The organism is Paraburkholderia edwinii (assembly GCF_019428685.1).
Lineage (GTDB): Bacteria > Pseudomonadota > Gammaproteobacteria > Burkholderiales > Burkholderiaceae > Paraburkholderia > Paraburkholderia edwinii.
The window spans coordinates 4134685-4159224 of sequence record NZ_CP080095.1; the positions used below are offsets into that span (position 1 = coordinate 4134685).

Below are 24540 nucleotides of genomic sequence, written 5' to 3' on the forward strand. Positions count from 1 at the left end.
GGCTCTACCCGCCCCGCTCTTCTTTCAACCAGTCACGAAGGCTGCAAAGCGCCTTATCCGACCGATTGCTCATCGCGCAGAAAGCGAAGACAGCGCCGCTCGGTTGGAAGCCAAGTGGGGCAACCAGCCTTTCTTGCGACAGTTCGCGCTCGACGAGCAATGCAGGTGCGATCGCGACACCGAGACCAGCGGCCGCCGCTTCGAGAAGCAACGACAAGTGGTCAAAGCGGCGGCCACCCGCAAACATGGCGGGATCGACTTCATTGCGGGACGCCCAGTCCTCCCACGCCTGAGGGCGCGATGTGGTGTGCAGGAGCGGTTGGCCTCGCAGATCTGTCGGCGATGCAATTCGATGCGGCCAGTCCGGCGCGCAGACCGGGCCGATGGTTTCTTCGAACAGGCTCACTGCCTCGACCTCCGCCGGCCAGCTTCGGTCGCTAACGATCAGGCAATCGACGACATGTCGCTGCAAATCATCGATCGTCGTACTGGTCTGCAGACGGATTCGAACGTCGGGATGCGCCGCCTCGAATCGGTCGAGCCGCGGGATCAGCCAGTTCGACAGAAAACTGCCGGGCGCGCCTAGAACGATTTCGGTTATCGCGGCTTGTTCGGCAATCTCCGCGCAACGGGTTTCGAGCAGCGCGAACGCATGTTCGGTAGCGAGCTTCAGGCTCTGCCCTTCAGCGGTCAACCGCACGCCGCCCGCGTGGCGCACGAACATCGCTTTGCCAAGCCACTGCTCGAGTTGACGAATCTGATGGCTCACCGCGCTGTGGGTCACGTGCAGTTCCTGCGCGGCCGCGGAAAGGCTGAGTTGGCGGGCTGCTGCATCGAAGGCGCGCAGCGCATTGAGCGGGGGAAGTCGGCGCATGAGGGAAAGACGTCGATTTAATTCACATCATTGTGCACAAATTTATCGTTACCCTGCCGATCGCTCTCGCGGTTAGAGTCAAGTCGACACCCCGCAATCAGGAGGCTTGAGTGCACGACAAAGACATTCCCTTGGCCAATGCCAAGGTTCTCTATAAAACACTGCTCACGGAGCAGGGCTATGCGGTCTCGCAAACCACGGTCCGCGCCGGCGGCGAAACACAGTGGCACCACCATACGCATGTGAGAGATCGCTTCGTCGTCGTGCAAGGCGTCTTGACGGTCGAAACGAAAACAGGCGAGCTTGTCGACAGAATGCAAGTTCACGATCACTACACTGTCGAGCCCGGTGTCGTACACCACGTCATGAACGAGACGGCCGACGACGTGGTGTACATCATGATTCAATCGGGCGGAGCACGCGACATCGTGCTCACATGAGGACAAGATTCGCAGGTCGCTTGTTGTGACGGTATCGGTCAATTGACCGATACCGCTATGTGCTGCGCAACATTAGCTTTTCTTAATCAAAGTTAGGTAAATTAGCTTTTCTGGTTTCGGTCGTAGCGGCACACTGGGCCATCCGCGTCTTGCTCCTATGCAAGGTCAGGAGGCAATCATGGCTATTTATACCGGGAAGCTCGCCAGGTTCTACAGTGCAATTCAGCATCGACGTGAACCGGTTATATACGCATCCACGATAGGTCCCGCCAACAGGCTCGGGCTCTATGCAGCGCTGGCGGACAATCCGTCGTCGGCAGAAGAGCTCGCAAGTCAAACCAGAACAGAATTGCGCTGCGTGCGAGAGTGGCTGGCCGACCTCGCTGCTTCCGGCTATCTCCAGTACGACGCAGCTAGCGAACGATACTGGATGACCGAGCAGCAGGCCCATGCGCTCGCCCACAAGGCTGGCGACGCTTTCATCAAAGGCGCATTTGCGACCTGGCGCAACGCGAAGCTATTCGCGAGATGAAGCAACCCGATCGACGCTCCGCGACTTAGCGGTGGGTTGCGACGCCCACCGAGCCCGTCAAACGCGCGCGCACAAAGCCGACATGCTCCCTCAACACATAGAGGGCGTCGGCATAGACAAGCGGTATCCGTAGCGCGTTGATCGCCACTTCCATGTTATCGAGTTCCGCGAGCAGGGTTCGTCTCTCCTCGGGCGTCGTATTACTCAAAGCGCGCCGCTCAAGCGCAATCAGGAGGCCGTAGAACCGATATATCTTCGACTTCATGCGCCAGCTGATCAGCGCGGGAAGGTAGCGAATGGCGGGCAAGATCAGGACCATCGCCGGCAGCAGCAACACCAGCAGGCGGTCGGCGACGGTGGCAAGCCAGAACGGCAGATACCGGTAAAGAAAGCCCTTGCCGGAGCGGTAGTAGCGCAACGCGTCGTCGCTTATGCGAAAGCCGCGCGCCATCGGGCTCGGAAACTCGCCGGCGCGCTGCAGCAATCCCGCCCGGCCGTTCACCTCTTGAGCCGCCTCGATGATGAGGTCGGAGATCGCGGGATGAAGGCGGCTTTGCGCGATGATCTCGACGGTCGGACTGATCAGATGCACAGTCTGCGGCGGAAGGATGCGGCGCAGATCGAGCACGCCGCGCGGCAAGTCAACCTCGCTCAGGTACGGAAACAGGCGTGTGTAGGCCGCGGCCTCGGAGAAGTTCATCAGCGTCAAGCTGGGCGTCTCGTGCAGTTTCAGGAGCAACGCGCGAGTCGTCGAGTCTCCGCTGAAGAGCGCCGCGTCGATGCTTCCTTCTGTCAGCGCGTTGGCTGCCTCCTGCGCGTCGAGCGTCAACAAGGTGGTCTTACCGCCCGGCACGATTCCGCTGGCGGCAAGCAATGCGAGCGCAAGCACGTGCGTCCCGCTCCCCTCCGGGCCGACCGCCACCCGCTTGCCCTCGAGCTGCGACAGGTCGGTGAGGCTACCACCGCCGCGCGAGAAAACGATGAGCGGCACATAGAAGACGCTGCCGAGCGACACCAGCGAATCGGTCGACATTCCCTGCCCGATGCCGCTTTGCACAAACGCGATATCAACCCGGCTATGAGGCTCGAGCAGCTGTTTCAGGTTTTCGACCGAGCCGCCGGATTCGACGATTTCGAGGTTCACGCCCTTGCGCGCCAGGACCTGCTTGTACTGCAGCGCCGTCTGCATGAAGACGCTGTTGCGCGGCCCTGCGCTCATCGTGATCGAGCGCGGCGGTGCGGGATCGATCCACCAGACGAGCGCGGAGATCACGAGCGCCACGGCGAGCGCAATCGGCAACGCTGTCCGCGCGATCTCGTGCCAGAGCAGATGGTGGGGATGACGCGGGCCATGGCTGGAGCTGCCGTGCCAGAAGTCTCGTTTCATGAGTGCAATGGGAGCGGATGACGAGCTGGCGCGTTCAAGGGCGCGGGCGCGAACGCGGGCCGTACGGCGTCAGGTTCGCGGGCGTTGTGTGACCGTATGAACGTATCTTAGGGCCTGTTCACGCCAATGCCAGGCCCACGGCTTGCCGAACGTTGATTCGCTTGGCTATTAGCGATACCTTTACATCGATCCTGGTCGTCTGATGCTGGTCAACGAGGGGGAATCGTTTCGTGAAGAAAACGTGGGCTGTCTCCTGCATCGTCATCTTGAGCGCGATCCTCGGGGGATGCGGCAAGCAAGGATCGCAAAACGGCGCTGAGGCATCATCGGAGGCATCGGCAAGTCAGGCACCGGCTCAGCCAGCTTCGGGCGCGAGCGCTGCGCCTGCAGCATCAGGCGCGCAACAGAAGGCCGTGCTGGGCACGATCACCAAGGCGCAGTTACCGGCGGAAGCAGCCGACACACTGCGGCTGATCAAAGCGGGCGGTCCCTATCCTTTTAGTGAGGATGGCGTGCTGTTCCGTAACAGTGCGCTTTTGCTGCCGGAGCATCCGCGCGGCTACTACCACGCATACACGGTTCGCACGCCCGGCTCGACGGATCGCGGGCAGCGCCGGATCGTATGCGGCGGGCCGCGCAAGCAGATCGCCGAATGCTATTACACCGACGATTACTACGCGAGCTTGAAGCGCATCGCAGAGTGAAGACGGGGCTCGGTGTTTTGTATGAAGTTTTCGTCGTGTTAGCAGACGAATGAACTTCGCGAGTTCCCAGTCCGCGCCGGCAAAAAAGAGGCTCGTTTCGAATCGGCAAATCGACGAAAAGAGGCCTGAAAAAAGGCCTATTCGCGACGTAAGCGCACGTACCGGACCGATAGGATTTCGTCCTATATCCACTACGCACCATCACGCGTCCGATACCAGTCGGAGCGCGCTCTCACATCGGATTTGCGGTCAATTCAACATGACACGGCTCGCACGGCACTACGTCCCAGAACAACCGCAACACGTTATCTTGCAGGGTCTTACCGGGCCCGCATTTCTCGACGAAGGAGACTACCTGTACTTCATCGCCTGCCTGGCGGACGCCGCGCGCGTCGCCGGCCTGGCGGTCCACGCATGGGTACTAATGCCTGAGGCGGTGCAGTTCCTCGTTACGCCTTCGTACGAGTCGAGTGTGGCAATGGTGATGCAGGCGGTCGGCCGCCGCTATGTCGAGACGTTCAACCGCCGCCATGGACGCCGCGGTATGGTGTGGCGCGGTGGGTACCGGGCAACCGTGATCGAGCCTGAGCGGTATTTCCTGCTCGCAAGCCAGGTCATCGATCATGCGCCGGTGCGCAACCGGCTTGTCGCCGAGCCCGGGACATACCCGTGGTCGAGCTATACGCATCACATCGGGATGCGTGTCGATAGCTTTATCAAGGATCATTCGCTCTATTCGGCGCTCGGCGATACACCGTTCGAGCGACAGCGGGCTTACCGCGATCTGGGTGAACGGCCTCTTGATGAACATGAGGTGGATAACCTGATGCAGTCGACGCTCAAGGGCTGGGTGCTCGGGAGCGCTGCGTATTGCGAGTGGGCGGCGCAGACGGCTAATCGGAGGTTGATGCCGTTGCTGTTGCGGGATCGGGCGGTGAAGGGTGGTACGGCGCGGGCGCTTGCGCACGTGGGGTAAGCGATTGATTTGTGAGCGCCAATTCTTCACGTGCTTTAAGACGTAGTCACAAACTCAGAGCCGCTGGACGCTTTCCAACACAACGCATTCGGGCTATACGGAATCCGCCACCAGACGAGCACGTATCCAGTCGATGAAGGTGGACATATCCTCGGGCAGCATTCGGCCCGCCGCAGGCAGCGCCATAAAGCCGAATGGAAGTTCGACGAAGCCCCACGGCGCGATCAATTGCCGGTCTTCGAGTTCCTTTCGCACAAACCTCTTTTCGACAAGCGCAACTCCGAGTCCAGAAAGTGCAGCCTCGATACAAAGATGAGTATGCGGGAACGTGATTTCCTCACCCGTTGCGATTCTTTCCTTGCTCTGCTTATCCCATTGCAGCCAGGCAGTTGAGTTGAAATCGTGGCCAATGCGGGTGCCGGCCTTGGCCGCACGCCTGTAGGCAGGCGCGCATACGGGGCCGAAAGCGGCGGGCGCAAGGCGGATGGCACGTTCGCGGTCGCTCTCGGGATATGACGTGAGATCCCATGCAATGACGAGATCGGCACCTTCGGTGCGGATCTCGCGCGCTGAGGTCATCGACAGCCGGATGCGAATGTCTGGCCAGGAGCGATAGAAGTCGGCCAGGTTAGGCACGAGCCAACGCATCGCGAACGTTGCGCTGCACGCCACGTGCAGACCCGATTGCCGCGCCTGCTCACGGACCCTGGCGTAGCCATGCTCGAGCTGCTCGAAAACTGAACTCACAAGCGCATACAGCGCCTGCCCGTTCTGATTCAGTTTGAGTCCCGTTCCTTCCTTGGAGAAAAGCGGTGCGCCGACATGCGCCTGAAGCAGTTTCAACTGCCGACTGACCGCACCATGGGTTCGACAGAGTTCCTCGGCGGCTCGGGTCACCGATTGATTTCTGGCGGTTGACTCGAACGCTCGCAGGGATGAGAGCGGAGGAAGAGCGCGCACCTACTGTCCTTGGTTAAAAAAACTCACAGATATCGTAGAAAAAATCGATTTTCGGATAGTACCCTGGACGCGTATCTTGCACTTCGGCAAAGCACCGGGCTGGATTCGCCGAACGGCCAAAACGAGGTGCTTGACACAACATTTTGGGCTCCGTTGCGAAGCACATCCGTCGCCGCGTGACTGCTCATTACCCGTCAAGCACACGTCGCAATTCGACAGAATCTTTGCCGAATGCAATGCAGATCGGGAATAGGATTTTTTAGCATGAAAGGGGATCGGACAATGCCGCAAGAACGGCCTCTGACTTCTCGTTCGCCTGTGTCGTTGGATCAGCGTCTACAGGCATTGCTACAGCACATGCTAGGAGCATGGCCTGACGATCCGGGTCGGGCTGGCTGGGGGCGCCGCAACTACTTCATGACGAGACCGGGCAAAGTCGATGATGCATTCCAAGAGCTTGTCGCCATTGGGATGGCTTATGTCGGCAGTCGTATGGCAGAGGATATTCGCGTCTATCACGCTACGGAAAAAGGATGTCGCGCAATCGGGTTGAATCAAGCTCAGGTAAGGCGGGCAATCGACGCGGCCAGGCAGTCTCAGCCCGCGTCGTCGTAATCGGCATCAGCGGGAAGGCGGCCGAAACTGAATTGCTAGCGCTGGAGTGTCGCCATGAGGTGTCCGCGGTAGTCGCAGTCTCCAGCCGTACCAAACGCCGCCGAATAATCCCTCCTGTTAGATCCTGATGAGAATGGTCCGTATGGTTCAATCGTCGGGCGCTTCCGCCTGACCGCTCGACATGCGCCAACTATACGGTGGGCTTGCGCCACCCGTGTTCTGCGTAGCAACGGATCACAATTCCGCTCCAGACGACGTTACGTACTTCGATAGCGCTTCTGAGAAACGCTCAAGGCCTTCGCTATTCCCGCGCAAGGTGACTGGCACGCCATCTAGCGTGAGAGAAAGGCTGCTCCCCACTTTGTTGAACGGATCTCGAACGCGAACTCCTTCGTATGGGTAAGAGCGCGCAGTCATAAAGCAAACCACAAGATAGCGTTCGTAGAGGCTAAAGCGATAGAACGCTCCGCCAGAGCGCAAATAGGGACCACCAAACGAGGCGATAACGCGAACCTGTGCCAAACGCCGTCCACCAGCTTTGTCCAACATCCTTGGCAAACCAGGTAGCACAGCGAATACGATTACAGCAAACGCGAGCACTATCGAAATCGTGACGAATGCTTCGAATGGGCTCAGCGTTCCATGGCTAAGAAGGGTCATTTCTTGTTCGCTCGGCGATTGATAGGTGCGGTCAATAGTGACGTTGATTGGACACTAACGCCTGTACCAATACCGAGTGACAAGCCGTTGATGTACCGGTAGGATCGCACCAAGTTTTTCGATCAAGCCGCAACGTTGCCAAGCGTTAGCTAAAGAAGAACTTCTTGATCGCTATTCCGCCAATAGTTAAAAACATGATTGCAACGCAAATCCAGTAGACGGTTTTCTGCTTCGGAGTGAATTTTTCGTACTCTTCTTGAGTCGGCCCTCGGACCATTTTCTGACCTCATTTATTCGGCTGGATCACTGAAACACCGTGGCTGCGAAGCGTAACTCCGACGTTCAATCTCCCCGGAGAGCCGGCACCAATCTCAAGCGCAGTCGAACCTGAAGCTCGACGCTGCGACCGATCTTCATCACTTTATCGCTTTCTGGCACAGGCTTATTTAAGGTCTTCGATCACATTCTTCTCATTCGGATGCAACTGCCGATTGTATAAATCTAGGTTTCACCACCAAGGAGAAGACAGCAATATCCACTTCACCCGCTGACGCCCCTCAACACTTGACAACAAGTCAATCGGGCGTTGCTGATCCAGCATTGGGACTTCGCGGTACAACCAGCGGAGCGCGTCGGACTTCAAGCACCCCCAAATCACCTTGGCTAAGCCTTCATCGGGAACCAACTTCAGCAACTCTTCGGTAACGCTATTAACCTGCCACTCTGGGGCAAGTGCCTCGACAAACCCATCCCAACCCTCAAGTTCAAAATTCACGTGCCCCCTCCACTCAAGGATTTAAACGAAATCAAATTCGCCCCACCTGCATTCTGAGCAGATGGGGCCAATATGGCTTGCTACCCTTGGTCACGGGCCCACGCACTCAATGCCTGCGCAACATCGTATGATCCGCCACCGTGCGAAGCATTTGTCAACTGATCTACCGTGACGCCAAGTGCTTGACGTGCGGCAGGATTTGTTAGGTCAGCAGTTCCGACTGATATTGCCTCCCACAACTCCAACTATTTGGATAGCTGCGTACAGACGCCTCCAGTTCACTTCCGGTCTCCCGTATGACTTTCGTGTAGGTTGCCCTCGTGCTTTTGCAGCACGAGTATCTCGCTCCCTCCGCTTTCTTTTGAAACAGCACGGACGGCGGCACAGTCGGATTTGCTGTTTCAGCTAAAGAAAACGCTTTTCACCACCACGTACACGACGAAGCCCATAATTGCGATGAAGACAATAACTCCAATGATCGTTTGACCGCGTGTCTTAGGAGACGAGCCCGGAATTCCAACCATGCTTACCACCTGAATCCTGTTGCGCCAAGCCTGTTGCTTGGCGCCATCAGTGATGTTGATCGCGCCGCCCATTCCACCCTGCTTCCCATCATATGTGGGAGCTGCCTTCGTTATACCGAGGACCGCTTTCTCCCCCCATCCGCCAGGATCACCGGCCCATGTGCTCAGAGTAGCCGGGTTCAAACTGCGAAGCCGCGTGTGTATTCAGGGGGAAAAGAGGGAAGGCTCATCATTACGCCTGCTTGAGCGATGCACAAGTAACGAACCCAGCCGCAGCAAGGTTCATCGCTTCTGCTCGTTCAGTTCTTGAACCAAGGACCGAAGCGTTCAGAGTCGTCGCTCAACATACCGGCCTTGCGGAGATGCTTCGGTAGCAGTCTGATGAAGACCACCATTAATATCAGGAACAACGGCAGCCCAATTGCCGAGAATGCGATGTCCTCGTCCAGATTGAATGTCACACAACGAGGAACGACCAGCAACCCGCACCAATCGTGGCCACTAAAAAAACCATGACGTAAATTTGAAACACTGCATACGCTCGACGCCAGTTCATTTCTTGTCCCCTGCGCTGCGGAATTCGGCCGTCGAACTTGTATCGCGACTGATGCCCGCGACCGCTTCCGCAGCCGTAGACCCCGTCCATTGCTGCTTTACTCCATCGGAGATGGTGATGGCCCCGCCCAGCGCTTGCAACCACATATGACACTTGTCGTCTAAGCGTACAAGAGTTCCCTCAGCCGATTTTGGAGATCAGCGGTTTCCTCCGAAACAAAGCAATGCTCAGAAACACAAATTTCCACAACGTCCTTAGGGAGCTCTGTTGTGCAAATCCAGTCAGTCGACCTTACACGGTTGCTACGATCTCGCCCTACTCGATCCCAAAACAACTTGCTCAACCACATAGTGGCCCCGATAGCCTCGACATAGCCGGACCGCAACACCCAGCGCCCAGGGTTATTGGATGTATCAATCTCCATCTGCTGAAGTGGAGGAGGCAATCCGTTCGACTTCATGGGCAGATGCGTGAAATCTCGACCGGCAATTTCATACTCGATTGGATCTTTCGCATTTTGCCAATGGTTATATTCAACGTCGACCACCCATCCCTGCACAAAACCGTTCAACACCACGAATGGCGTCGCCCACTCCTTCCAACTACCAGCTGCATTACAGATTTTTTCTCGTATAGAGACAAAGCAATGCTCGTAGGAACCAGCAATCCCATACTGGAGAGAGAGATCGGTGGTCTGCACGTGTCCCCATGTCGCTTTCCTCTCGACTCCCTTGAGAAGCGACGTCGCCGATACGGTCTTTTTGCCTTGAGTAAACGTTGTATCGATACCCAACGCACGCATTCTCCCAATGACTAAGTTGAGAGCATCTAAGGGTGTGATCGACCCAGTTCCTGTTTGAAACTTCACCCGATCTGCGCCAAAGATCGCTTCCGACCAGGAAGCAACATCTTTCAGGGTAAAAACGAGCGTCAACTCTTCCGTTCTGCCACGTATCGTCACGGATACATTAGTCCTTTCTGTTACACCTTCTCAATGACTGAGCAACTGCAGCGCTACTGGTGTTGACGCGTTCGATGAATGATGCCCAAGTCGAGCCGCGGGTCTAGTTGCCGACCCTCGTGCCTACCAACTCTCTCGATAGACCCGCCGCTCTCAACCGCCGCGCTCCTTTATATCCGGTCTGCCCGGTCCAACATACAAGCCATCTCCACTAACAAAGATGGGCCAGTTTCCCACTAGAGACGCGTTGATATCTCCCGTAGCTAAAAATTCCACCGATTGATAAGGGAAATACCAGCCTCGCTCGTTCTCGACTATTCGAGATTCAACTATAGAGCAGGGTACGCCTCCAAACTTTGCTTCCTGCTCTAACAGAAATTTGAGTGCCAGCTCTCTGGCGGAATTAAAGTCCAATCTCATGGCAACACCCCAAACTGAAAATTGGAGAAAATCCGCCGCTACCCGCGCTGATGCCGCTTTGCTGGTTCACCGACTGGAAATTGTACTTGATCGTCTGATCGCTCGTATTCGCGCTGCCGCTCACCGTTTGTCCATAGCAGAACGGCGGCACGCAGATACTCGCCTGGAACCCGGCGCTCGCCTGCTGGCTGTTATACGCATTCGTATCCTGCACACTCTGGATGTTCAGGTCGCGGCCGATGTTGGCGTCAACCGTATTGCCCGCTACTTCCGCACCGCGCCCTGCACCGTCACATCCTGCTTTGCGTCCAGCGTCACGTTGCCGTTGCCGCACCTCGGTATGCGAAGAGCCCTCGAAGCGGAGCTACCTGAGCGGTATGAATTCAACCTGCGCGGTTTGCCCCTATCTCTCGCTGAAGCAGCGCGGCGAGTTCCGCTCCACGCTCGTTATGCCGATTCCGTTCATCGTCGGACTTGAACCTCGAATCCGGAGGATAGTCGTCGGAGAACGTCTGTTGAAACTCCACATTCCAAGCCTCCAACTGAGCAAGGAGGTGAGGCGAGATGTAAAGTTCCGACGGCTCAACGTAGCCCATCTCTTCGATATCGGCATTGAAGATAGGTGGAGCGCCGCAAACGGCGCCCAAGCGAAGAGTCTTCATTTCAAAGGCTTCCATGTGCTAACCGGGTTGGCGCGAACGATGAACCCATTTGAACTCACACCAACCGAGATGCATTTTGTAGCACCGTCATACGTGATTCGATAGACGGGAGCGGAGTCATTCGTTCCCACAATCGTCCCCTGGGTTACAGGCTCCATAAAAACGGAAGAGATGTCGGGCTGAGCAATGCTCTTGTTCGCGAAGTCGGCACCATGCCTTTCGATGATATGTTGAAGACCGCGTCAGTTAAACCTTGACTGAGATGAAAAAATCAGGACCAAGCTCATCCTGTAGTTGATCAGCGAGTTGCGTACCCCGCGCTTTGAAAGCTGCCTCTGCCGCCTCGCTCTTGAATCCGGACTTCGCCGGGTCCGCCATATCCAATGTTTCGTCGAACTCGCGTGCCCAATCGGTGAGCATTTGCCTCAACTCCGCCGAGATCGGCAACGTGCCAGGATCAATGTCGCCATAGCTCCCTGGTGACATGTCCCAAAGGGGGTGACATTGATAATCGGCCATCAACTTTATCTTTTTCATTTCACACTCCCACGTGGGTTCGCACCCACGATGAATCCATTGCTTCCGACTGTAACCGCTATCTGATGTTGCTGACCATTGACCGTTACTTCGTAGATCGGCCGCCCAGTCCCAGAGCCTTGATAGCCGACAATCTTGCCTTGCGTTACGGCTTGCATGACGACGTCAGGGATTTGAGCTGGCGATACCCCCATATTTGCGAACTCCGCACCATGTTCTTCGATGATATGTTGGAGCCCAGCGCTTGAACTACCGGTTTCAAGGAATACAATCTGGCCGCTGGGAGTCGTCCCGGTTGCCACAACATTTTGCAGCGTAAACTTCACGCCGTTAGCTGCCAGTATTTCCAGATCGGCTTGCTTAACCGCATTGTTTGCAGCATTGCCCGCCTTTTGCACAAGCCCTTCGATAGCCAACCCCGGCGTCATCGAATCCGTCGCAATCGCCGCCGCCGTCTCCACCGTGATGATGCCAGCATTCACCGCCGCAGCCGGATTTGCCAACGCAAGTGCCAAAGCGTCAGGCGCCAGCCCCGCCAACGCAGGCACTGCCGCCACCATCGCAGCCGCCGTCACACCACCGGCCACAATCATCGCGTTATTGCCGCTCGCCTCGTTCATCTGGTTCTGCACCTGAACCAGCAGCTTCACCTGCTCGTCAGTGCACGTGCCAGTCGCACAGTACGTTTTCACCAGATCGACCGACAGCGGATTCTTCTTCGGTCCAAGAATGCCAACCTGATTGTTCTGCGCTTCAATCTGTCCCGCGCCCGCGGCCGCGGCAGTGTCCGCACCGCTCGCACCAATACTCGTTGCCAGCCCCGCTATCAAGCTATTGACGAGGTTTTCACGAACCAGCCGCTCCTCGGCCGTCATGTTGTCCGTCGGCTTCAGCAAACTTCCAATCACCGAACTCGCCGCCGCCCCCATTGCACCCGCACCGCAACTCGCCCCCGACCCCGCCGCGCCCGCGCAACCCACAATCGCGTGCAATGCCGCGCGCGCCGTTTCGCCTTCCGGCGTCTGATCAAGGCTGAGTGTATTGATCAGCGCCTTGACCTGGCTTGCCCCAAGCTCCTGCAGATAGGTCACCGTCGCAGCCTGTGCATACTGACCGACCCCACCGGTCACATTCCCGCCTGCCGCAACCGTCAACGCCGTCAGCACCTGACGATACGAACCACCCGGTCCCCAATCCTTGTTGAGCTCATCTGCGCGTTGCTGCGCTTCAGCTCTTTGCTCAGGCGTCAGACTCGGATCGTTCGCAGCCTTGCTCGCGGCGTCCGCCTCCTTCGCCCGGTCGGATACGAACGTCCCAACCTGATTGATGAACTGGCTGGTGATATCAAACCCAGCCTCAATCTTGTCCTTATCGAAGATCGGCGCGATCGTTGCCTGCGTACCGGTCGTATCCCGGTTGATACTGGCCACCGCCTCCTCAGCGGTCTGGCCGGTCAGTTGCTGTTGCTTGGTCCCATCGGTAATGTTGATGGCGCCGCCGCTGATCGCACTCTTTGTCGTCGAACTGGCATCGCCCGATGCGCTCAACGCGATCGGCGGCGCGACAGCAAAGCCGCCCTTGTCGCCACCGGTATTGGGCAAGGTCGTACCCGGCACCGGGTTGATGTTCGTTGCCACACCCGTCTGGGTCTTACCGAGATCGACGCCATACCCACCGCTGACCCCGACGGACGACCCATCATACGAGGCTTGATTCTCGATATCGCTGTGCGTAAGCGTCGCAGTCGTCAGCGAGTTCAGCCCATTTTCAATCGCAACATCGCTACTCGAAATCACACCGCCTTTCAGATCGGTGTTGCCCTTCACGTTAATCTGGAAGCCACCATCCCCGGCATGAACGCCAGATTGCTCAGTCACGCTCGCGTAGTCGCTATTGAGCTTCTCCTGACTGAAGTTCGCCGCCACACTCGACCCAGCGCCATAACAAATAGGCGGCACACAAACACTAATCGACACCCCGCCACTAACCTGCTTCGAGTCGTAGTGACTCGTATCCTGCAGGCTCGCGATGTTCAGATCGCCGCCCACATTCGCAACCACCTGCTGAGCGTCGGCAACAGCACCAATCAGATTCGTATCCCCACCCGACTGCAACGTAAGCGTGTTCCCCGCACTGACATGCGTATTCGTCCACGTCGTATCGCTGCTGTTGCCGTTACCCTTGGTGCCCGATACACCCAGCTGGAACGACAGGCCGTTCTGCTGTCCCAAGCTCAACGTCGCGCCGATACTTGCGCTCGAGCCACTGTTCGTGCTCGACACGCTATCGGAGTTCTGCGCCGCGTGAAGGTTGATATCACCCGCAGCGATCAACGTCGTGTTATTGCCAGCCGAGAGATTGCTGCCGATCACATTGATGTCGCTGTCAGCGCCCGCACCGGCGGCCGCAATCGTCAGGTTGTGCCCGGCGGTGATCGAACTGCCAGCCGCAGTGCTCGATGACGCGCTCGAATTGCTATTGCTATGACTCGTACCGAGCGACACACTGATGCCGATGCCGCCGACAGCCGACGGGTTGCTTGCCACCGCATCGATCGCATTCTTCACGGCGAGTCCAGTGGTCACCGCCGCAAGCGCATCGAGCCGCGCGTCGCCATTGGTGTGCTTCACATCCTGCCGCATCTGGTTCGCCGTCATCGCGGCCGCAATCACCGGGTTGCTGATGCCCGCGGTAATCGCCGTCTGACTGAACGATTGCTGCTCGCTCTGGCTAAACGTGTTCTGGGCCGCGTCGATCGTGACCGTCTTGCCGGCAAGCCCCAGGTCATTCGCGGCATACAGGATGGCGTCCGTCGCGTGCAGATCGTTACCGGCCACCACCGTCAGATTGCCGTTCACCGAACCGATCATGCTGCTGTTGTTCGTCACCTGGGTCATCTGCTGCGCGTCGGTCGTCTTGCGCACGCCGAAGCTGTAACCCTGCAGGCCGCCGTCCAGCTGGTTCAGCGCCGTCATCCCCGACAGGAACCCCCATTCACGCTTGCTGTAATCGGTCTGCGTGCTTTCGGTATCCTGTGAAGTCGTGATCGTGACGTCGTGCACCGCCTTCAGCGTTACGTCGTTCGTGCCGACAATGTTGCTGCCCGTGACATTGATATCGTGGCCGCTAACCACGTTGACGCTATCGGCAGAAATCATGCTGCCTTGATTCAGCGTCATCGTCTGATCGATGCTGCTCGACACCTTCGAGCCAGCGATGACCTCGCTGTGGCTGTGCGTTTCGTGCGAATTCAGCTCGTGCGTTTCACTCGCCGCGCCGATATTCACATTGCCTGTCGCCACGAGGTTGGCGCTTCCTTTGTCGAGGCTGATCGCGCTGCCGCTGACCGTGATGTCCTTGCCCGAAACGATATTCAGCGTATCGCCGCTCTCGAGCATCGTGCCGGTCAGCGCCTGATCCGACGTGTGCAGCGTCTCCGCATAGCTCCGCGTACCCTCAGACCGTTACTGTCGACGGGCTGGCTCGGACGAACGAGCCTTCAAGATCCGATTCTTGCATCCGCGTGACCTTTCAGCACAGACAGTCGATCATTACACCGCTTTTTTCCTATGCCTTAAAACAACAAATCCAGTTCTTAGACTGGGTTTGTTGTTTCAGGTTTTATCTTGCTCTTCGCCCCTCGCTCCATAGGTCTTTCGTGCCTTTTCGTAGCTATTGTCGAAGGGTTTGATTTTCAATAAATGTGCCCTACTCGCATACCCGCCGATAGCGGCAATACCGAACCCCAACAGTAGCAGGAAACCTCCAAACGGTGCCGGCGGCACATATTCATACGCGACGACCATTATTAAAATACCGACAGCAAGTAGGCTAGTCCGTATCCATCGTGCGAAATTCCCATCTTCAAAGAGTCGGATCTTCATCGCTTGCTGCTCCAATAGTTGGCGAAGTCAGACCAGTATTTATCCAAGGAATTTTGCACCTGCTGACCCGTGCTGCTACTGTTGAACGTGTTTGCAGTCTCGTTTATCGCTGGCCCCAGTGCAGGAAGCCGATCCGACAAGCTTTCTGCAATCAACCCTGTGGTACTCGTTACAGCGTACTGGCCTACGTCCGGTTTGACGAGTTGTGCTAAAGCGTCAGCCGTAAATCCAACGACCGTTGCAGTATAAGCTGCAGCTGTGAGCCCACCTGAAAACATCGATGGAATGCTGGCTGCTGCGCCGAACCCCGTCGACCCCACCCCCGTGACGGACGTCGCGCCCGGCCCGCCATTCTTCGCATGTCTGCGAGGCCGCCGTGCGTGAGGGCGACTACAAGACCGCTCAGAACCGCAATAAATACGAATCACCCATACCCGTGCCGCATATCAGGCTCATGGGCAAATGGCTTCAGCAGGCGGGGTTCGAACCGCGCAGCCGCGTGTGCGTGCAGGTCGAAGAACGGCGGTTCGTCATTACGCCAGCTTGAACGAGAGCCACAAACAGCAAACCCAGCCGATGGCTGGGTTTGTTCAGACTGCTGACCAACCCCACGTTTTTCGGAGCGTGGGGTTTGTTGTTTGTGGAGTGGGGCGTTTCAGGCGAAACGCAGAGGCAATGCGCTGCGGCGTGTCACCAGCGTGCGGCGGGCAGATGTCAGGCCGTGGGCCGCTTCGGCGTGCATGGCCGCAGCGATCAGGCGCAATAAAAGGCGCGCCAGCGCCAGAGCGATCGTCTTCATGTTCTGCGCGGCCGCCGCCAGCAGGCACTGCTCCATCACCCGTTTGAGCCCGCGCATGCGGGCATAACGATGTCCATGCAGCTGTTCGCATCCGCGAAGCTGCGCTCCACCGTTTCCTTGCGCCGTTTGTAGATGCGCCTGCCCCACTCAGTCAGGCGTCGCGCCTCCACCCGTTCCTTCGCGCGCTCCCACAGGTGACGCACCACGAGCTTCACCGCATTGGCACTGCCCGTGCATTGCGTGCGCACTGCACAGCGCCGGCAGATACGTGCATCGGAGCGGTACTCGCGGTAACCATTGCGGTTGGTCGTACTGTAGGGCAGCGCCTGGCCCTGCGGGCAGAGGTATTCGTCGCGAAACGCGTCGTAGTGGTACTGCCGTTTGTAGAACATGCCCGGCTTGTGGTTGGGCGTGCGGTAACCCATCACTCCAGCAATGCCCCGTTGCTCCAGCCCCTGACACACCATCGGCGTGAAGTACCCCGCATCCAGCCCCACCGCCTGCACCTCGAAGCCAAAGTGCTCGCGCCGCCGGTCCAGCCGCGCCAGATACGGCTGGCTGTCGTGTACCGAGGCCGGCGTCACGTGCGTGTCGGTGATGATCGAATGTCTTGCATCCACCGTGCGGTGGTCCAGGTAGAAGAAGCCCGTGGGCTTGTCGTCGCGCACCATGAAGCCGCTGTCCGGATCGGTGCGGCTCACCTTGATCTCTTTCGTGTCCCCCGCCGGTGAGCCGCCATCGCCATCGTCGTGCCCGCTGTCACGTTTGAGCGGCTTCTTCCCCTGGGTGGCCCGATCGGCGTCCACTGCCGCATCGAGCTGCGCCAGATACGCCGAGGGCGCCTGCTCCACCTTCACCACGTCAAACTTCTGCCGGTTCGCGTTGGCCTTCAGATGGGTGCTGTCCGTGTACAGCACCCGGCCCTCGACCATGCCGTGGCCGATCGCCTGGCGCACGATCTCATCGAAGATCGCCTGATAGACCGACACGTCGGTGAAACGCCGCCGACGGTTCTGCGAGAACGTCGAGGCGTCGGGCACCTTGTCGGTGAGCCTGAAACGCGCAAACCAGCGGTACGCCACGTTCACCTGCACTTCGCGCATGAGCTGCCGCTCGCTGCGCACCCCGAACAGGTAGCCGATGAACAGCAGCCTGAACATCACCACCGGATCGAGCGCCGGGCGACCGTTGTCCGCACAGTACAAATGCGCGACCTTCTCACGGATGAATTCGAAATCCACTGCCGCATCGATCTTGCGAAGCAGGTGGTCCTTCGGCACAAGCTCCTCGAGTGTGGCCATCTCGAGTTCGTGCTGGGTCGGTGTCGGTTTCTTCAGCATGACACCCATTAAACGACAAAGCCCCGGTCTAAACCAGGGCTTTGTCAGCAGTCTGAGCAAACCCAGCCGATGGCTGGGTTTGTTTTTACTGCTTCGATTCCTTTGGTGCCGATTCCTGCTCCTCACGCTTCAAGGAACGCAACTCCTTTATGAATTGATAGGTAGCCCCACCAAGCAGAAGCAAATACACGGGGATTCCAGGAACAAGGCCCGCGCCTCCAGCGCCCTTGTAAATCGACAGCGCAAGAATCATTAATGGGATTCCCAACAAGCAAAAGTAGCCTACTAAGAACTTTCGATAGAGCGCTTTTCGTTTTGCAGATGTGTGTTCCATCTTACTTGCTCGCCTTACCGTTGTTTTCTATGACTGCTTGCGCAGGGCCAGGCAAAATCTGCATCCATGTATCAAATGCTCTCCCCATAGGGCCAGGCAAGATAGCCTTGCCACCAGCGCCCAATATCGTTGCTCCCGTACCAATTCCGCCCGACAGATCAGGGCTGCTAGACGGGTTCGTAATAGCTGTCGTCCCAAACGCACCTGTTCCAACCAGCAACGCATTGTAGAGACTCACGACCGCCTTGCTTGTCGTTGACGCACCCAAAGCCCCAATGGGCAACGCAAACGGCGATAATCCCGCTGCAACTGCTCCAGCGGTCGTTGCATTCTGGTAGCTCGGCTGATCCCTCGACAGCCCGCTCTGATAGCTGACTGCATCACCCATATAAGTGAACGCCGTACCCGTCGACCAAGCCGCCGCCATATCAGCCAGCAGCGTTCCAGCGGCCAAGCCTCCTGCCACCGATCCAGCAAGAATCGTCGCGCCTGTGCGCGCAATCGTATTGCCATACGGATCCTTGTCGTAATTGGCATTAACGAGCTGATCGTGCGTCTTGCCCGTATCAAACTGCGTCCGTCCCATCAGGTTCGCCGCCTGATTGTCCGCGATGTATTGGCTGTTGTAGTTATGGTCCGCGTAATACGGGTCGTTCTTGTAGCCGTCGCAGTTCAGATTCTGGCAACCGACAATGGAACGCACTTCATAGTCATGCACTCCACCCGACGCATCTGCCGTCTGCTTATCCGAATTACGCAGCATCTCCGCCACGATCCGACCTTCAGCTTCCTCTTGGCTAATACCGAGTTGCATTGCGACGAGCTTCGCGTCCTTTTCAGCGCGCTTGTATTCATCCGGATGCAACTGCCGATTGTACAAATCCGCACCCAACGCCCCATTCGCCCCGCTCATCGCACCGCCGGCACCACCCAGCGCACCGCCAGCCAAAGCCCCCGCCGCACCCGAAGCGATGTTGCCAGCCAGCGCCCCGCCGCCCGCATGTGCTGCCGCATCACCAGCAATATCCCCTGCCACCGTCCCGCCCACCGCACCCGCAACGTTTCCGCCACCCAACGCCGCACCGATTGCCGCCACAGCTGCATGTGAACCGATCCGTCCCGCACCGTCGTTGCCCCACAGCGCGTACTGCTGTGATGCTGCGTTGTAGTCCGCTTGCGCCTTCGCCATGCCTTCGGAATCGCCTGCTTGCTGCGCCTTCAGGTAGTCCTTGTACGCCTGCACCTGCGCATCCTGCGCCCTATGCTCCAACGCTTGAGCGATATCACCCACCACCTGCATGCCGACCTGCACCACCCCTTGCTGGACCGCCATGTCGTTCGACACATTCTGCGCATCGAACGTGTTCGCCACCGACCCATTCGCGTTTGCCGTGTCGCGGCTCAACCCGGCCGTACTGTCGTGCCCGGTACCCGCATCACCACGCACGGTAATCGTCCCGGGGCTTACCGCCGCGTACGTCGTACCCGACGCGTCGTCACTTACACCCGACGCACCGAAACCACTCGGCCCCATTCCCGCAATGCCGGTTGTACCCCCACCACTGTTCGTGCTGACACCAAAGCTGACAGTCGAACCCGAGTACTCCGCCTGGTTCTGCAGGTTCGTATAGTCGAGCGTCTGCGTCGACAGCGAGTTCTTGTCCGGCGATGCGGTACTGGCGATAACGCCGCCATCCAGCTGCGTGTGGTTACCGACGTAAATGTCAAACCCACCGCTACCCGCGCTGATACCGCTTTGCTGGTTCACCGACTGGAAGTTGTCCTTGATGGTCTGATCGCTCGCATTCGCGCTGCCGCTGACCGTCTGTCCATAGCAGAACGGCGGCACGCAGATGCTCGCCTGGAACCCGGCGCTCGCCTGCTGGCTGTTATACGCATTCGTATCCTGCACACTCTGGATGTTCAGGTCACGGCCTACGTTGGCATCAACCGTATTGCCCGCTACTTCCGCACCGCGCAGGTTCGTATCGCGCCCGCTCGTGATGGCGACCGTGCCGCTCGCATTGATCTGCGTATCGTGGTTCGTCGTGCCGTTGCCATTGGCGTTACCCTTCGCGCCATTCGCGGCCAGTTCGAGCGTAAAGCCATTCTGCGCGCCGCCCAGCCCAAAGCCGACGCCGATACTCGCATTAGTGCTGCTGTTGCTGCTCGTCTGCTGGCTCGTATCCTTCGCACTTTGCAGATTGATGTCGCGGGCCGCGTTCAGCGCCACATCATGCGCGGTGATTTGCGTACCACGCGCATTGATGTCGCCGTCCGTCGCATAGCCCGCTCCATCCTTGTTGCCGCTTCCGGTCGCGACGAGCGTCGCCGTACCACCAGCCGTGAGCGTACTGCCACTGTTCGTGGTCGAACTGCTTTGAGCTTCGGCGTGGCTAGTACCGCCACCAACACTCACAGTCGCCTTGATCACTGCCGGCGCCTGGCCACTAGCCGCCGCGCCGGGTGCGTTGTACACGGCGAGCGCCGCCTGGGCCACATCGAGCGCCGCAAGACGCGAGTCGCCCGCATGGCTTGCCTGGTTCAAGCTGCGATTGACGGTTGCCGCCGTATCCCCCGCCACACCGCCCAGCGCAAACGTGACGCCAAACTGGCTCGCGCTCTGGCTCATGCTGCTTTGCTGCGCGTCCGTGCCGGGATCGAGGTTCAGGTTCTTCCCGATCAACGTCAGGTCCTGACCCGCGTACAGGTCGGAGCCCTGCACCGTCACATCCTGCTTTGCGTCCAGCGTCACGTTGCCGTTGCCGCTCACAATCTGGCTGCGGATTGTGCTCTGCGTCTGCGCGGCCGTGTCCTGCACCATGTGGCTGTTCGATACACCCTGGCTGAAGCCGGTGCCGGTACCGTTGCTACCCAGATCGCCGAACTGGTGACTGCTCGACTCCTCATGGTTCGTGCTGGTTTCGGTGCCCGCCAGCACATTGATCGCCCCTTGGGTAGCGATAAGGTCGACGCCCTGTGTTCCGCTAATGCCAGAACCCACCACGTCGATATCGCCCGTGTGACTCTTCACGATCACGCTGTTGCCACTCACCACGCTGGCAGTCTGTGTCGTCGCCGAGCCATTGCTGTCCGCATTACCGCGCCCGGCGTTATAAAGCGACGAACTGATGCCGCTACTGTTCGGCCCGCCGGTGACCCAACGCACGAAATCGCCAACCTGATTACTTCTCCCAACCAGTTATTGGCGGAGCCGTAATGATAAAAGCGGTATGCTCGGGTAGTTTCGAACGAATGAATTCGATTGCAGCCAAGTTGTTTTCGTGTGCAGAACTTCGGTCTATCGGTGGATCGGCGCCATCCCATATGCAGTCGATGCGCGCCTCGAACTTGGGGTTGTGCCAAATGCCCCCTTCAATTCGAGCGACAAGTAACCCTCGCCGTGCCGCTTGTTCGCAGACGGCAATTGCCGCCTCGGCCGTGAGCTTCATAACAACACTTCCATGAAGCAAGAAGAAATCTTCTGGATCGGTGTAACGCCTTGACCGATCAACAAGGGTATTTCTAGTCCGACTCATTTTGAATTACTCCACTTAATCCGACCGTCCGCCACCCAATCCGGATCGGTCTTATCGCTGACCTGAACAACTTCACCTGTTCTGTCATTGACAACAACGTAGCCATTCGGCGATCCATATACTGTCGCAGGATCACTCCTGGCTACACCGTCTGGCGACTTCCCGGCAGACCGGTTGTCAACACTTGTTCCAGTTGGGCCGTTCTTGATAGCTGCCTGAATATCGCTCTCGGTCCAGCCTCGTTCCCCGAGTTGATCGGCAATTTTTTTGTCGATTACAGGCTTTACATCTCCCATAGTCAGTGGACCGCTCAAGAGGCCATTGAGCACGTCATCCACTATTGACGTAATAAGCCCCTCCACGGTTGCCTGCACTCCCTGAGGCGTCACCAACGGACTTGGCTTGATCGTAGGATCAAGTTCCGTCGCCGGGTCGACAATCACGCCATCGCCCTTGCTTGCCGCCTCACCCTTAAGTCCTGGCACTTTAATAAGTCCCGCCAGCCACGGCGCCGTCGAGGTCTGCATCAACTGATTGTTCTCAACCTCGACCTTACCGCCCCCAGTCGCCGCCGTCGCGTCCAGACCTGCCGTCACCGCGATACCCGCGATAAGGCTCGTCACCACATTTTCACGCGCCTCACGTTCCGACGCCGTCAGATTGTCTGTTGATTTAAGTAAACTTCCTATCACCGAACTCGCCGCCGCCCCCATCGCACCCGCACCGCAACTCGCCCCCGACCCCGCCGCGCCCGCGCAACCCACAATCGCGTGCAATGCCGCGCGCGCCGTTTCGCCTTCCGGCGTCTGATCAAGGCTGAGTGTATTGATCAGCGCCTTGACCTGGCTTGCCCCAAGCTCCTGCAGATAGGTCACCGTCGCAGCCTGTGCATACTGACCGACCCCACCGGTCACATTCCCGCCTGCCGCAACCGTCAACGCCGTCAGCACCTGACGATACGAACCACCCGGTCCCCAATCCTTGTTGAGCTCATCTGCGCGTTGCTGCGCTTCAGCTCTTTGCTCAGGCGTCAGACTCGGATCGTTCGCAGCCTTGCTCGCGGCGTCCGCCTCCTTCGCCCGGTCGGATACGAACGTCCCAACCTGATTGATGAACTGGCTGGTGATATCAAACCCAGCCTCAATCTTGTCCTTATCGAAGATCGGCGCGATCGTTGCCTGCGTACCGGTCGTATCCCGGTTGATACTGGCCACCGCCTCCTCAGCGGTCTGGCCGGTCAGTTGCTGTTGCTTGGTCCCATCGGTAATGTTGATGGCGCCGCCGCTGATCGCACTCTTTGTCGTCGAACTGGCATCGCCCGATGCGCTCAACGCGATCGGCGGCGCGACAGCAAAGCCGCCCTTGTCGCCACCGGTATTGGGCAAGGTCGTACCCGGCACCGGGTTGATGTTCGTTGCCACACCCGTCTGGGTCTTACCGAGATCGACGCCATACCCACCGCTGACCCCGACGGACGACCCATCATACGAGGCTTGATTCTCGATATCGCTGTGCGTAAGCGTCGCAGTCGTCAGCGAGTTCAGCCCATTTTCAATCGCAACATCGCTACTCGAAATCACACCGCCTTTCAGATCGGTGTTGCCCTTCACGTTAATCTGGAAGCCACCATCCCCGGCATGAACGCCAGATTGCTCAGTCACGCTCGCGTAGTCGCTATTGAGCTTCTCCTGACTGAAGTTCGCCGCCACACTCGACCCAGCGCCATAACAAATAGGCGGCACACAAACACTAATCGACACCCCGCCACTAACCTGCTTCGAGTCGTAGTGACTCGTATCCTGCAGGCTCGCGATGTTCAGATCGCCGCCCACATTCGCAACCACCTGCTGAGCGTCGGCAACAGCACCAATCAGATTCGTATCCCCACCCGACTGCAACGTAAGCGTGTTCCCCGCACTGACATGCGTATTCGTCCACGTCGTATCGCTGCTGTTGCCGTTACCCTTGGTGCCCGATACACCCAGCTGGAACGACAGGCCGTTCTGCTGTCCCAAGCTCAACGTCGCGCCGATACTTGCGCTCGAGCCACTGTTCGTGCTCGACACGCTATCGGAGTTCTGCGCCGCGTGAAGGTTGATATCACCCGCAGCGATCAACGTCGTGTTATTGCCAGCCGAGAGATTGCTGCCGATCACATTGATGTCGCTGTCAGCGCCCGCACCGGCGGCCGCAATCGTCAGGTTGTGCCCGGCGGTGATCGAACTGCCAGCCGCAGTGCTCGATGACGCGCTCGAATTGCTATTGCTATGACTCGTACCGAGCGACACACTGATGCCGATGCCGCCGACAGCCGACGGGTTGCTTGCCACCGCATCGATCGCATTCTTCACGGCGAGTCCAGTGGTCACCGCCGCAAGCGCATCGAGCCGCGCGTCGCCATTGGTGTGCTTCACATCCTGCCGCATCTGGTTCGCCGTCATCGCGGCCGCAATCACCGGGTTGCTGATGCCCGCGGTAATCGCCGTCTGACTGAACGATTGCTGCTCGCTCTGGCTAAACGTGTTCTGGGCCGCGTCGATCGTGACCGTCTTGCCGGCAAGCCCCAGGTCATTCGCGGCATACAGGATGGCGTCCGTCGCGTGCAGATCGTTACCGGCCACCACCGTCAGATTGCCGTTCACCGAACCGATCATGCTGCTGTTGTTCGTCACCTGGGTCATCTGCTGCGCGTCGGTCGTCTTGCGCACGCCGAAGCTGTAACCCTGCAGGCCGCCGTCCAGCTGGTTCAGCGCCGTCATCCCCGACAGGAACCCCCATTCACGCTTGCTGTAGTCGGTCTGTGTGCTTTCGGTATCCTGTGAAGTCGTGATGGTGACGTCGTGTGCCGCCTTCAGCGTCACGTCGTTCGTGCCGACAATGTTGCTGCCCGTGACGTTGATGTCGTGGCCGCTAGCCACGTTGACGCTATCAACCGAAACGCTGCTGATGTAGCGCGTAACGTCGTGCCATGATTTTTCTGCCGCGCCGGTACATTACCGGGTGTCGGCGTTAAAATTCGTGAACATCAAAACGAAGTTCCATCCAGCTACGCAGCAATCAA

22 protein-coding genes and 1 pseudogene are annotated in these 24540 nt (G+C 58.3%); 5 read left to right on the plus strand and 18 right to left on the minus strand.

The features are described from left to right. Nucleotides 1-4 precede the first annotated feature (4 nt). Nucleotides 5-874, minus strand: a complete 870-nt coding sequence (locus tag KZJ38_RS18310; RefSeq protein WP_219797596.1) for a LysR substrate-binding domain-containing protein — start codon at nt 872-874, stop codon at nt 5-7. 110 nt (nt 875-984) lie between these two features. Here KZJ38_RS18310 and KZJ38_RS18315 point away from each other — a divergent pair, with 110 nt between their 5' ends. Both KZJ38_RS18315 and KZJ38_RS18320 read left to right on the plus strand, forming a co-directional pair. Next, the gene (locus tag KZJ38_RS18315) at nt 985-1314 is read left to right on the plus strand and encodes a cupin domain-containing protein (protein ID WP_219797597.1); all 330 of its coding nucleotides are present in this window, start codon (nt 985-987) and stop codon (nt 1312-1314) included. A 178-nt stretch (nt 1315-1492) separates the two neighbouring features. Beyond that, a complete protein-coding gene (locus KZJ38_RS18320) occupies nt 1493-1846 on the plus strand; it encodes a hypothetical protein (protein WP_219797598.1) in 354 nt (117 codons plus the stop codon). Nucleotides 1847-1871: 25 nt separating this feature from the next. Here the strand turns inward: KZJ38_RS18320 and KZJ38_RS18325 are convergent, their stop codons facing one another. After that, a complete protein-coding gene (locus KZJ38_RS18325; protein WP_219797599.1) occupies nt 1872-3233 on the minus strand; it encodes a TAXI family TRAP transporter solute-binding subunit in 1362 nt (453 codons plus the stop codon). Between the two features lie 230 nt (nt 3234-3463). Between KZJ38_RS18325 and KZJ38_RS18330 the strand changes: the two genes are divergently transcribed. Both KZJ38_RS18330 and KZJ38_RS18335 read left to right on the plus strand, forming a co-directional pair. After that, nucleotides 3464-3937, plus strand: coding sequence for a ribonuclease (locus KZJ38_RS18330; RefSeq protein ID WP_219797600.1), 474 nt, complete (start codon nt 3464-3466; stop codon nt 3935-3937). Nucleotides 3938-4196: 259 nt separating this feature from the next. Beyond that, nucleotides 4197-4913: a transposase gene (locus KZJ38_RS18335; protein ID WP_219797601.1), complete on the plus strand. Its 717-nt coding sequence runs from the start codon at nt 4197-4199 to the stop codon at nt 4911-4913. A 93-nt stretch (nt 4914-5006) separates the two neighbouring features. On the opposite strand, the gene KZJ38_RS18340 is transcribed toward KZJ38_RS18335, so the two are convergent. The 11 genes from KZJ38_RS18340 to KZJ38_RS18390 form a co-directional block, all read right to left on the minus strand. Then, nucleotides 5007-5873 (minus strand): LysR substrate-binding domain-containing protein, encoded by an 867-nt coding sequence (locus KZJ38_RS18340; RefSeq protein ID WP_219797602.1) that lies wholly within the window; start codon nt 5871-5873, stop codon nt 5007-5009. 849 nt (nt 5874-6722) lie between these two features. Then, a complete protein-coding gene (locus tag KZJ38_RS18345; RefSeq protein WP_219797603.1) occupies nt 6723-7148 on the minus strand; it encodes a hypothetical protein in 426 nt (141 codons plus the stop codon). Nucleotides 7149-7656: 508 nt separating this feature from the next. After that, nucleotides 7657-7923, minus strand: a complete 267-nt coding sequence (locus tag KZJ38_RS18350; RefSeq protein WP_219797604.1) for an MbcA/ParS/Xre antitoxin family protein — start codon at nt 7921-7923, stop codon at nt 7657-7659. 401 nt (nt 7924-8324) lie between these two features. Continuing rightward, nucleotides 8325-8519 carry a hypothetical protein gene (locus KZJ38_RS18355; protein WP_219797605.1) on the minus strand — a complete coding sequence of 65 codons (195 nt, stop codon included), beginning with the start codon at nt 8517-8519 and terminating at the stop codon, nt 8325-8327. 644 nt (nt 8520-9163) lie between these two features. Next, a complete protein-coding gene (locus tag KZJ38_RS18360) occupies nt 9164-9964 on the minus strand; it encodes a hypothetical protein (protein ID WP_219797606.1) in 801 nt (266 codons plus the stop codon). Nucleotides 9965-10117: 153 nt separating this feature from the next. Further along, on the minus strand, nt 10118-10384 hold the full coding sequence (locus KZJ38_RS37165) for a YrhB domain-containing protein (protein WP_219797607.1): 267 nt from the start codon (nt 10382-10384) through the stop codon (nt 10118-10120). After that, nucleotides 10368-10718 carry a hemagglutinin repeat-containing protein gene (locus KZJ38_RS18370; RefSeq protein WP_219797608.1) on the minus strand — a complete coding sequence of 117 codons (351 nt, stop codon included), beginning with the start codon at nt 10716-10718 and terminating at the stop codon, nt 10368-10370. Before KZJ38_RS18370 ends, KZJ38_RS37165 begins: the two co-directional genes overlap by 17 nt. A 49-nt stretch (nt 10719-10767) precedes the next feature. Further along, entirely contained in the window at nt 10768-11061 is a 294-nt protein-coding gene (locus tag KZJ38_RS18375; RefSeq protein ID WP_219797609.1) for a hypothetical protein, read from the minus strand. A gap of 231 nt (nt 11062-11292) precedes the next feature. Beyond that, entirely contained in the window at nt 11293-11583 is a 291-nt protein-coding gene (locus KZJ38_RS18380) for a hypothetical protein (RefSeq protein WP_219797610.1), read from the minus strand. Then, entirely contained in the window at nt 11580-14981 is a 3402-nt protein-coding gene (locus KZJ38_RS18385; protein ID WP_219797611.1) for a hemagglutinin repeat-containing protein, read from the minus strand. The genes KZJ38_RS18380 and KZJ38_RS18385 overlap by 4 nt, the downstream gene beginning before the upstream one ends. Nucleotides 14982-15197: 216 nt before the next feature. Continuing rightward, complete coding sequence (locus KZJ38_RS18390) at nt 15198-15467, minus strand: hypothetical protein (RefSeq protein WP_219797612.1); 270 nt, start codon at nt 15465-15467, stop codon at nt 15198-15200. A gap of 454 nt (nt 15468-15921) precedes the next feature. On the opposite strand from KZJ38_RS18390, the gene KZJ38_RS37170 reads away from it, so the two are divergent. Beyond that, complete coding sequence (locus KZJ38_RS37170; protein WP_425518368.1) at nt 15922-16014, plus strand: SymE family type I addiction module toxin; 93 nt, start codon at nt 15922-15924, stop codon at nt 16012-16014. A 108-nt stretch (nt 16015-16122) separates the two neighbouring features. Here KZJ38_RS37170 and KZJ38_RS18405 read toward each other — a convergent pair. The 5 genes and pseudogenes from KZJ38_RS18405 to KZJ38_RS18425 form a co-directional block, all read right to left on the minus strand. Beyond that, nucleotides 16123-17606 (minus strand): IS1182 family transposase gene (locus tag KZJ38_RS18405; protein ID WP_246641536.1). Its coding sequence is split into 2 segments (ribosomal slippage): nt 16123-16352 and nt 16352-17606, totalling 1485 coding nucleotides; the frame shifts between segments, so codons are not numbered across the junction. Nucleotides 17607-17691: 85 nt separating this feature from the next. Further along, a complete protein-coding gene (locus KZJ38_RS18410) occupies nt 17692-17940 on the minus strand; it encodes a hypothetical protein (protein ID WP_219797614.1) in 249 nt (82 codons plus the stop codon). 1 nt (nt 17941) lies between these two features. Continuing rightward, the gene (locus KZJ38_RS18415) at nt 17942-21109 is read right to left on the minus strand and encodes a hemagglutinin repeat-containing protein (RefSeq protein ID WP_246641537.1); all 3168 of its coding nucleotides are present in this window, start codon (nt 21107-21109) and stop codon (nt 17942-17944) included. Nucleotides 21110-21125: 16 nt separating this feature from the next. Further along, nucleotides 21126-21392, minus strand: a complete 267-nt coding sequence (locus tag KZJ38_RS18420) for a colicin immunity protein (RefSeq protein WP_246641538.1) — start codon at nt 21390-21392, stop codon at nt 21126-21128. Nucleotides 21393-21475: 83 nt separating this feature from the next. After that, nucleotides 21476-24424 (minus strand): annotated as a pseudogene (locus tag KZJ38_RS18425) (hemagglutinin repeat-containing protein); the annotation flags it as partial. Between the last annotated feature and the right edge of the window lie 116 nt (nt 24425-24540).

Coding starts and splice junctions, on each gene's coding strand:
- KZJ38_RS18310 (WP_219797596.1), bottom strand. CDS start 874: ATGCGCCGACTTCCCCCGCTCAATGCGCTGCGCGCCTTCGATGCAGCA.
- KZJ38_RS18320 (WP_219797598.1), top strand. CDS start 1,493: ATGGCTATTTATACCGGGAAGCTCGCCAGGTTCTACAGTGCAATTCAG.
- KZJ38_RS18325 (WP_219797599.1), bottom strand. CDS start 3,233: ATGAAACGAGACTTCTGGCACGGCAGCTCCAGCCATGGCCCGCGTCAT.
- KZJ38_RS18335 (WP_219797601.1), top strand. CDS start 4,197: ATGACACGGCTCGCACGGCACTACGTCCCAGAACAACCGCAACACGTT.
- KZJ38_RS18345 (WP_219797603.1), bottom strand. CDS start 7,148: ATGACCCTTCTTAGCCATGGAACGCTGAGCCCATTCGAAGCATTCGTC.
- KZJ38_RS18355 (WP_219797605.1), bottom strand. CDS start 8,519: ATGGGCGGCGCGATCAACATCACTGATGGCGCCAAGCAACAGGCTTGG.
- KZJ38_RS37165 (WP_219797607.1), bottom strand. CDS start 10,384: ATGAGATTGGACTTTAATTCCGCCAGAGAGCTGGCACTCAAATTTCTG.
- KZJ38_RS18375 (WP_219797609.1), bottom strand. CDS start 11,061: ATGGAAGCCTTTGAAATGAAGACTCTTCGCTTGGGCGCCGTTTGCGGC.
- KZJ38_RS18380 (WP_219797610.1), bottom strand. CDS start 11,583: ATGAAAAAGATAAAGTTGATGGCCGATTATCAATGTCACCCCCTTTGG.
- KZJ38_RS18385 (WP_219797611.1), bottom strand. CDS start 14,981: ATGCTCGAGAGCGGCGATACGCTGAATATCGTTTCGGGCAAGGACATC.
- KZJ38_RS18390 (WP_219797612.1), bottom strand. CDS start 15,467: ATGAAGATCCGACTCTTTGAAGATGGGAATTTCGCACGATGGATACGG.
- KZJ38_RS37170 (WP_425518368.1), top strand. CDS start 15,922: ATGGGCAAATGGCTTCAGCAGGCGGGGTTCGAACCGCGCAGCCGCGTG.
- KZJ38_RS18410 (WP_219797614.1), bottom strand. CDS start 17,940: ATGGAACACACATCTGCAAAACGAAAAGCGCTCTATCGAAAGTTCTTA.
- KZJ38_RS18420 (WP_246641538.1), bottom strand. CDS start 21,392: ATGAAGCTCACGGCCGAGGCGGCAATTGCCGTCTGCGAACAAGCGGCA.